The organism is Escherichia whittamii (genome assembly GCF_014836715.1).
Classification (GTDB): Bacteria; Pseudomonadota; Gammaproteobacteria; order Enterobacterales; family Enterobacteriaceae; genus Escherichia; species Escherichia whittamii.
Genome location: NZ_JACSQI010000015.1, coordinates 102,135 through 111,865 on the forward strand (window position 1 = coordinate 102,135; position 9,731 = coordinate 111,865).

The 9,731-nt window shown below is 48.8% G+C and carries 6 protein-coding genes and 1 pseudogene; 5 read left to right on the forward strand and 2 right to left on the reverse strand.

The features are described 5' to 3' along the window. Positions 1-234: 234 nt before the first annotated feature. The 5 genes and pseudogenes from zorA1 (at position 235) to H9644_RS22090 (ending at position 8,868) form a co-directional block, all read left to right on the forward strand. The gene (zorA1, locus tag H9644_RS19145) at positions 235-2,790 is read left to right on the forward strand and encodes a type I Zorya anti-phage system protein ZorA1 (protein ID WP_191776047.1); all 2,556 of its coding nucleotides are present in this window, start codon (positions 235-237) and stop codon (positions 2,788-2,790) included. A gap of 11 nt (positions 2,791-2,801) precedes the next feature. Beyond that, positions 2,802-3,539, forward strand: coding sequence for a type I Zorya anti-phage system protein ZorB1 (zorB1, locus tag H9644_RS19150; protein ID WP_064530509.1), 738 nt, complete (start codon positions 2,802-2,804; stop codon positions 3,537-3,539). Further along, positions 3,536-5,323: a type I Zorya anti-phage system protein ZorC gene (zorC, locus tag H9644_RS19155; RefSeq protein ID WP_064530510.1), complete on the forward strand. Its 1,788-nt coding sequence runs from the start codon at positions 3,536-3,538 to the stop codon at positions 5,321-5,323. Before zorB1 ends, zorC begins: the two co-directional genes overlap by 4 nt. Next, on the forward strand, positions 5,323-8,562 hold the full coding sequence (gene zorD, locus H9644_RS19160) for a type I Zorya anti-phage system protein ZorD (protein WP_191776050.1): 3,240 nt from the start codon (positions 5,323-5,325) through the stop codon (positions 8,560-8,562). The genes zorC and zorD overlap by 1 nt, the downstream gene beginning before the upstream one ends. 140 nt (positions 8,563-8,702) lie before the next feature. After that, positions 8,703-8,868, forward strand: a pseudogene (locus H9644_RS22090) (hypothetical protein). A gap of 16 nt (positions 8,869-8,884) precedes the next feature. Here H9644_RS22090 and H9644_RS19165 read toward each other — a convergent pair. Then, positions 8,885-9,517, reverse strand: coding sequence for a LysE family transporter (locus tag H9644_RS19165; protein WP_064530512.1), 633 nt, complete (start codon positions 9,515-9,517; stop codon positions 8,885-8,887). A 133-nt stretch (positions 9,518-9,650) separates the two neighbouring features. Further along, positions 9,651-9,731 (reverse strand): autotransporter outer membrane beta-barrel domain-containing protein (locus H9644_RS22015; RefSeq protein ID WP_123057982.1); only part of this gene is annotated, 81 nt, incomplete at its 5' end.

Genomic DNA, 9,731 nt, shown 5'->3' on the forward strand with positions numbered 1-9,731 from the left:
GGCGGCGAAAAAATAAAATCCCCAATCTTTGTGTCATAAAGCATAAATTCTGTGAATTATTTTCGCCAAGCGATTTAAATTTCTTACGTATGCGTGTGATCAATGTTTTTGTGAGATATATAACGTTTTATTGATGTAAAAATCGAGACTTTTCCTATAATGAGCGGGCGATTTTTTTCCTTGCTGGTGATGTTCTGCCCTGCAAATTTCTTTTCCTTCACTCAAGGTATTTAGATGTTTTCGCTGACTTCGTTCCTCGACACGTTAACCTCTGTTAATCCAGAAAATGTGCCGATTTATGTCGCTATTGTGGTTGGGGTTTTGTTGTTGGGTTTCATTGTCCGTTACGCTATTCCTTCATTTAGGGTTTCAGCGCGCTTTAAACAAAAAACGAAAGCAATTCGGGGACTTGGCAATGAAAAACCGGCACAACAACTCGAAAAATTAGACGCGTTATTCTCTGATAAATTTTTTGCGCACCCCTGGAGCGAATTTAAAGAGTCTCTACATCGCCAGTTTGAGTTTGATGAAAATAGCGGGCAAAAAAAAATTAGCGCCATTCGCTCAACGGCTCCAGCGTCAGCATGGTTTACGGAACCGTTATTAGTCGAAATTCCTCTCTATACGGAAGCGTTTAAACATCTCCCAGGCATCCTGACCGGAATTGGGATCATCGGCACCTTTTCGGGGCTGATGATTGGTTTGCACCATTTTGACCCCAGTACGCCAGAGCAGGTCAGCGCCAGCGTCGCTAACCTTTTACGCGACGTTCTGTATGCGTTTTTAGGTTCGGCGTTTGCTATTACGTTCTCCATTCTGGTCACTATGTTTGAAAAATGGCGACTGGCGCAATGCTATAAAAACCTTGAACTCCTTACCGCCAGCATTGACCAGCTTTTTGAGGGGGGCGTCGGTGAAGATTACCTTTCGCAGCTTCTTTCCAGTACTAAAGAAAACACTACCCATGCGAGGCAACTTAAGGATGGCCTGGTTACTGACCTGCGCGAAATGCTGCAAAACCTGGTGGATAGCCAGATGCGGGAAAATCAAAAGCTGGCAGAGACATTATCAACAACATACCGCGAGTCAGGCCAACAATTTGCTGAACAGGTCAGTGGCGCTATCGAAACCAGTCTGAAAAATCCGCTGGATAAAATTGCTGGCGTGGTGCAAACCGCCTCCGGCGATCAGAGCCATCGTGTGCAGTCGATGCTGGAGAACGTCCTGACTGCCTTTATGAGCAAAATGGATAACACCTTTGGTCAGCAGTTCACCACCATGCAGGAGATGATGGGGCGTTCAGTGGAAGCCATTCAGTCTATGCAAAGCGGCTTCTCAACGTTGTTGCAGGATATGCGTCAGGCCGGGGATGACTCACGTCAGGGCAGCGCGCAACTGATCTCTCAACTGTTAAGCGAAATGAAAAGCGGTCAGCAGGAGATGCAGGCAGGGATGAATGAGATGCTGCGCAGCTTGCAGGAGTCCGTTGCCCGTATTGGCGCAGAAGGCGAAGGCGCGGGCGAACGGATGGCGCAACAACTGGAAAAAATCTTTGCCGACAGCGAAGCGCGTGAAAAAGCGATGGCGGAACAGATGCGCGCGTTTATTGAGGCTATCCAGTCCAGTGTTCAGCAAGGGCAAAATGAAACCATGGAGAAAATGGCGGCTTCCGTGGATACGCTTGGCAGCCATATGGCGACGCTCTTTGCACAGCTGGAAAATGGTCAGCAGCAACTTAATCAGCAGCAAAATCAGGCGCAAAATCTGTTGATGGGCAATATGAGCAAAGGTGTCGAAACGCTGACGCAAAACCTGGCGGGCGTATTCAGCCAACTGGAGTCCGGGCAAAAACAGATGAGCCAGACTCAGGAACAGGGGCAACGCGTGTTGCATGAAGAGACTCAGCTGCTTCTGGCACGTAGCGAAGCGCGTGAGCAGGCGGCGACTGAGCAACAACAACAGTTTATGACGTCGTTACAGCAAACCATGCACTCCGGTCAGGATGCCCTGCGAGAGAAAATGACCAGCGGTATCGATCACCTGGGTAGCCAACTTGGCAACCTGTTTGGGCAACTGGAAGAAGGTCAGAAGTCGCTCAGTCAGCAACAGCAATCAGCGCAGAGTGCGTTACAACAGGAAGCGCAGCGAATCATTGGTCAACTTGAAAGTCAGGTTGAGTCGCTGATGCAGATGCTGCGTGAACAGCAATCGGCTTCTGGCGAGCTGCTGCAACGGATGGCGCAAAGCACCACGCGCCATCTGGAACAGATACAAACAGGAGCCGATAAAATGCGCGTGGCTGCCGACCGCTTTGAAGCTGCGGGCGATCGTGTCGCCGAGGCTAATCAGTTGACCGCCGAGGTGCTCAATGGCACGCAACAGGCGGGACGTACTCTTTCCAGCGCCAGCGCGGAGTTGGGGGCATTGATTGCCGATTATCGTAATACTCGCGAAGTCGTGGCGAATGCCATAACGGCACTCGAAACGCTGATTAATCGTAGCCATGATGAACAATCATCGCGCAGCCGTTTTGTTGACGATCTGAAGGCGTATTCTGAACGCCTGCAACAATATAACCGCGAGGCCCAGGAGTTCCTGCATAACATTGCCGAGGTGATGGGAACCAGTTTTGAATCCTTTACGACCGGAGTGGAAAACGGCCTGAATCGTTCACTGCAGGAGATGGATACGCAACTGACTAAAGCGGCGGGAGCCTTAAGTTCTTCGGTTGAGATTATCGGTGAAAGCGTGGATACACTGGAAACAGTACTCCGTCATCGTCGCGCGTAAGGAACAGGCTGATGTTTAACCGGGTATTTAATGGCAGGCAACGGCGCAGCGATGAAGCGGAAAAACCCTTCTGGATCTCCTATGCAGACCTGATGACTGCCATGATGGTGTTGTTTCTGGTGGTGATGGTGGCATCACTGAGCTCTGTTACGCAGCGGATCCAGCAGGCGGAGGCGGGGGAGAAATCGCGCGGGCATGATATCGCTCGCCTGTGTGAAAAACTTGAGCTTCAGGCAAAGAATCTTAACAAGACGATTCAGGTTGACTGCCATGACAACCGTATCAGCTTTGGTGAAGCCGGGCGTTTTGAGCACAATCGCTTTGCGCTTAATGCCGAAGGATTACAGGCGCTACAGGATGTGGTGCCGTTAGTGCTGGAGGCGGCAAATAGCGATGAAGGCAAAAAATGGTTTAAGCAAATTGTTATAGAAGGTTTTACGGATACCGATGGTTCTTATCTCTATAACTTGCACCTTTCGTTGCAACGCTCGGAATGGGTGATGTGCAGTCTGCTGGATAGCAGAAGCGCGCTACAGCAAAAAATAACCCCGGAACAGCAAGTCCAGATCCGCAAATTATTTCTGGCGGGCGGGGTTTCGTTCAACAATGCGAAAGAGAGCAAAGAAGCCAGCCGTCGCGTAGAACTGCGGATGCAATTCTTTGGCCTGAAAGACAAAAAACACGACGAAAGCATGGATGTTGTTCCTGGCATTAGTCAGGAAACCTGTCAGTTGGGAGCCATGCAATGACTTCCGCTATTGAAAAACTGAAAACCCGTTTGCTGCCCTATCGGGAGCAGAACGTGCAGCCGACGGTAAGTCACGCTTTTCACTATCTTCAGCGCGTTATCGCGCAACTTGAGAGGAAGGTAGATGCTCGTGCAGTGCAGATGGTTCCCCCTCTGGAGAAACGCCGTCAGGCTATTGCCCGACTGCGTGCGGGGGAGATGCCAAAGCCCTTCGAGTGGAAGATGATTTTTTTTGGTCTTAATGACGTGGCAGAAGGCGATCTGTTTGAAATTGCATTGATTGATGATGCAACAAACTTCGCGAGGATTATCGCTGAAATTGAACAAAAAATTGTGCAGCAGCGGTTAACACGCCGCGAATGGCTGGCGTTATGCACCAGCTACTTTGGTCATTCCAGCGATACGCCGGAAAAGAATCCACAGTGGCTTCAGCTACGCACGCAGATTGCTCGCGGGTTTCAGCAGCTAAAAGAGAGTGCTCCGCGTCAGATGTCCTGGATGTCGGTCATTGACACCTATAGCGATATTTTTACCGATAATGCAGGTTTTCTTCTCGGACAACAGCTTGGGCGTGGAGAAATCACAGATATTTCGGTGCTGGAGAAAGTCGCGCAAATTCCGCAAACCAGCTGGTTATGGCGCAAAATTGTTAACCACCTGGTCAATGAGATTTTTTGCCTGACTGACGATGCTTTTCAGCAGAAAATTAATTCTCTTATCGCCTTAAGCCGCCAGCTTACGCGGTTTAAAGATAATATTCTGGCAGCCACTCTGACCCGTTATTATCAGTCGGCTTTTAAACATCAAACGCATTTCGAACTCAAACAATTAGCCCTGGAATATTGGGGAAATCCGCAGTTAACCAGCCGTAATAAAAGCTGGCAGGTTCACGTTGAAAATCCCGTATTACTGATGGTGCAAGGATGGTTCGCCAAAGACGACCTGAAACTGTTCTTTGAATTGCTGAAAGGCAATCGGGATGTTGACCATGCGCGCCTGTTCTACTGGTTACGTTTTGCCAATCAAATGAGCTATACGCGCATTGTGCTGGGCGAAGATGCGCTGCGATCCAAAGATGCCGATTATGTTGAATTCAGGGCGAAAAACGCAGGGCGATTAAGTCGCCTGCAAGGTTCTGGTTCACGCGATAACAATGCCATGATTATGCGTATCGGCGATTATCTGTTTGTCGAATTTTCGAAAGTGGGGGCGATGTATGCCTACCATATGGGTAATGCGCCCTTTAATCCGGAAACCGGCATTCTTGATATTGATTTTGATCTGAAAGATAAGCGGAATAACCGAGGCAAAGTCCGGTTGCGTTTACCGCATTTGTCGCCGGTATTTCTCTACTCACTCAACCGAATTGAGGGGTGGATGAGCCGATATGACGAAGAACTTCGTAAGTTGGGTATTTATTACGTTGCGGAAGATATAAATCAGTCCCCTGTCACTTTGGATATCTCTCGCTTCAATGCGGCAAAGACCGTGAGTCGGCCTGAACCTGCATCGTTACCTGAACATGAAGTCAGTGATGCAAAGTCAGACCGGGAAGAGCAAATCAAAATCATCGCCTCCTCGTTAAAAGCCAAAAAAGAGCTCCCTGACCGGGAACAGCAAATCCGGGAGATTATTCGTTCGGTCGATTGCAAAGTGATGGATAAACGAGGGCTGGGGGGCGCAATCCACATTCAGTTCAATGAACCTGACCATGAAGCGGCACAAAAATTACTCAGCCTTGGGTTTAAACCGGTGCTGGGTAAATTTACTTACTGGAGCAAATAGTGTTCAAAAAATTGTTGGGTAAATTTATTAAAGAGAATACTTCGCTACCCGCTTCATTTGCGCCGCTGTATGTGATGAAAGAAGAGGGCTTTGCTTTCCCCTTTAGTCTTGCCGATAGCGAAGATAACTGGCCTGTCGCCTCATGCCTGGAACAGCTTCATGAGGAAGATTATGTTTCTCACTGGTCTGATTGCTGGTTTCTTAGCTGGGATGATTTTTATCGCATCTGGAAAAATGACGACTATGCCAGCAGTCTGGCGATTTTCTCTTTTCCCCCACAGCGCAATCTGACGGCTCATCTTGCTGCAACAGGAAGCATTAGCGATGATACTTTTCGCGTTTTCATTGATAAATGGACCCTGCCTGATGACTATCGCCCCGTTGAGATAACTTGTACAGGCGCCAGCTTTTCCTCTGCGGAAGGCACCTTTGTGTTAAGTGAAGAGAACTGGCAGCTTCTGGACGCACTACAGCAACTCAGGTTGCAGCAGCGACAGACGCCGGGCGAAACGGTCAACCAAACCAGTTGGGCTAAAATACGGCGGCAGGCCAAAAAAGCAGGGGCAAAACTGGATGACTATCTTGCGAAAACGATCGTCATCAGGCCGGAATCGTTGCAGTTAAAACTGCGAAAATCGCTGGTGGTGGATACTCCGGTGTTGGAAATTGAACCTGTTTTTGATGAGCAGCCTGCCAACTGGTTACAGAGTTTTGACCGCACGCAACAGGTGCAGGATCGTTACCGTGTTTTAGGGGACGATGGTGTCTTAAACCATGTCATTCTTTCTCCTGAAGTCAAAGACGTCCTGACCTCCGTGCACGCTATTACGGGGCGTCGCGTGGCGGGGGATGATGCGCTCTCATTTGTTCGCAACCCCTATACCTGGATTGGTGAAGAGGCGAGCCAGGTGCTCGATCCTGACGTTTATGAGCAGAATTTACAGGACGCCGGGATCTACTTTTATGATTTCCGTCTGGAACCGCAGATTGATGAAAACAAGCAAATTGCGTCGGTAACGCTTCTTCTCAGTCCCAGAACTGAGCAATCTGTGGCGGATGAAACCTATATTTTTAAACGACCTGGTGAGCTGGAGGCGTTGCTCTCTGAACTGGAGCAAAAGTTAGCAGCACAACTGCCCGCCGGAGTCTGGCAGGGGTACGATCTGGAGCTTTCCAGATTCAGCCAGGAAGAACTGCAAGGTTATCAGGCGTTGCTTGAAAACTGGCAGCAACAGGCGGCGGGAATGAATTTTACCCACGTCCTCGATCTGAATAAATACAGCGACCGGGTTATCGGGATCGGTGAATTTGAAAAAATAAGTTCGCCTTATCTGGTCAAAAGTGAAAGTGAAAAATGGCTTCCGGAGAACCTTGCGCAAGAGATGTGCGAGGCTATGTTCTCTGGCTGGGATCTCGATAATCATCAACATTTTCAGGAACTGGAAGAGCGGCTGGAAGAGGCAAAAGCCACGGATGCGCCGGAAGTCGCCATGCCCTGGAACGACAACCTTTTGCCCCGTGAAGAAGCAGAAATTTTCCACGATAAATGGAAAAAGAAAATCGACGGTGAAACAAATGATGGCGTCAGTAGTGAGCCTGTCAGTCGCGCCGTTCTGCTAATAGAACAAAATATCGAGCAGGCGCTGTATGTTAAACAACGGCGGGATTCTTTGCTCGGTGCACACCAGGCAGAAGTCGAACTGCCGATGATCCTCAAAACGTCCATTCAGCTACGTGAACACCAGCGTAAAGGTGTGGCGTGGCTCCAGCAGTTGTATCTAAAGTCGCCAACCGAGACGGCGGGATGTTTACTGGCGGACGATATGGGGCTGGGTAAAACCTTACAGATTTTAACTTTTCTCATCTGGCATCGTGAACGTTTCCCGGATGCGCCTCCTTCGCTGATTGTTGCTCCGGTGTCGTTACTTGATAACTGGGAGCGTGAGGTTGGGAATTTCTTTCTGCGCGAGCAGGTGTCGATTTTAAAACTCTACGGTAATGAACTTAAGGCTAAGAAATGCGCGAAAGAGAGCATTCCTCAGGCGCTTAAAAGTAAGGGGATTAAGAACTTACTGCAAAGTGACTGGGTGGGGGACGCGCATATTGTTCTTACCACCTATGAGACGTTGCGCGATCAGGAATTTTCCCTGGCTCGTCAGCCCTGGTCCATAATGGTGTGCGACGAAGCGCAGAAAATTAAAAATCCGGCGGCATTAATTACCCAATCGGCAAAAGCCATTCAGGCACAATTTAAAGTCGCATGTACTGGAACACCGGTCGAAAATACCCTTGTCGATCTGTGGTGTTTATTTGACTTCGTTCAGCCAGGTTTGTTGGGGGCTTTAAATAATTTTGGTAAAGATTATCTGCGCCCCATTGAGCAACAGAATGATAATGCTGTCCTAGAATCGCTACGTAAATTAATAGAACCGCAGACGCTGCGCCGCACCAAAGAAGAAGTGGCGAAAGACCTGCCGGATAAAATTGAAGATCAACGCTGTAAGCAGTTGGATATGCTGCCATTGCAACGGGATCTCTATACCCACTCGGTTGCAAGCTGGCAAAACCAACAGGAGATCAGCGAAGGGCTGGATCAACGAGGCTCAGGTATGCTGGGGTTACTGCATCGCCTGAAACTTATTTGCGCATGGCCTTATTCCGTAAGTGCAGATCTGCGCTTACGGAACGATGCCCCGAAAGTAAAATGGCTGCTGGAGACATTAAACATCATTCGCCAGTCATCCGATGACAAAGTAATTATTTTTACGGAACTGCGCGATATTCAACGAGAACTGCAACATCTGATTGCGCAGCAATTTGGTTTTAAGCCTTTTATTATTAATGGTGATACCAGTACCAAATCTGGCAGCGATCAAAATCGTCAGAGCTTGATCGATGCATTTCAGTCAACGCCCGGTTTTAACGTCATTATCTTATCCACCATCGCGGTTGGGTTTGGTGTCAATGTCCAAAAAGCAAATCATGTCATCCACTTTACTCGTTGCTGGAATCCGGCGAAGGAAGATCAGGCGACCGATCGGGCCTACCGTATCGGGCAGCAGAAAGATGTTTACGTCTATTATCCGACGGTGCGTGATAGCCAGTTAATGACTTTTGAAGAAACGCTGGATGAATTACTGAACCGACGCCGGGCATTGGCGAGAGATATGCTCAAAGGGGCAACCGATCTGACCGCCGCAGATTTTGAAGCGGTGCTGGCGGGTACTCCCCTGGCGTAGGGAATGCCATGGGCGGGTAAATCGACAGGGATTCGCCATTGCTTAATTAACGATCAATAAAGATATATTGTGAATGTATGAGTTGACATTCATATGAAAAAAATCATAATTCCGTCATGTTTGCGTAGGGCTGTTTCTGTATCTTATGCATCGCACCAGGGCCTGACAGGAAATATGCTGTAAGGTTCTTATCAAAAAACCGCCATTAGCTCATCAGGAAGAGCAGACGACAACCAGGATTGTTGTATGGTACGGGGTTCGAGGCCTCGATGGCGGTCCAACTTTTCAATCGTGTTGATGACGTAGAAATTTAATTATCAACTCATTGCTGCGTCACCCCTTCATAAATCAGCCGTAGCGCGAATACACCAATAATCATCCCAATAATCCTACTGGCAACTTGCTGCATACGTCCATATGCGCGACGCACGGCGGGTAAAGAAAACGCCTGACTAAGAAATATACGCCAGATAATAGACGCGAGCACGATCCCCACCCAGGCCATTAAACGCGCCCAGGTCGGCGTTTCTGCACTTAACGTCACTGAGAAGATACTGATAAAAAATAAAACGGTTTGTGGATTAGAGAGATCGGTAATGAGTCCACGGCGGAAAAACACATACCATGGCGCACTAAGCGGCTGCTGTAGCGCGCTCATTTGCGGTGTGGAGTGGCGGCGTATGCTATTCCAGGCAAACCATAAGAGATAAGCGCCGCCGACGATTTTAATGAGCGAGAAAATCTCTTCACACTGGGTAATGAGCGTCGCCATACCAAACAATCCCAAGCCGGAATAGATGGCATCGCCCAGCGCCACACCAAGCCCGGTGAGTACGCCCGCGCGACGACCAGAAGCCAGACTGGTTTGAACCACGACAAAGAGATTTGCGCCTGGATTAAAAAAAGTGATGACAAACAGCCCGACAGTCAGGTAAACGGCGTGCAAAGGGTCCATAGTGATTTCATCCATAAATAAGCTGAATTAACTTCATCATATTTATAGTGAAAATGACTGAATGCGAGCGCGCTCACAAAGACCGTGGATCTAAAAAGAGTGCCACCTGTACGTGACAGGTGGCAAAGTGGCATTAAAAGAGATATTTCATGCCCAGCATTCCCTGGGTATCGCTGTAACCGTTGTCACCCAGCTGCTGGGCGACGTTGCCCCA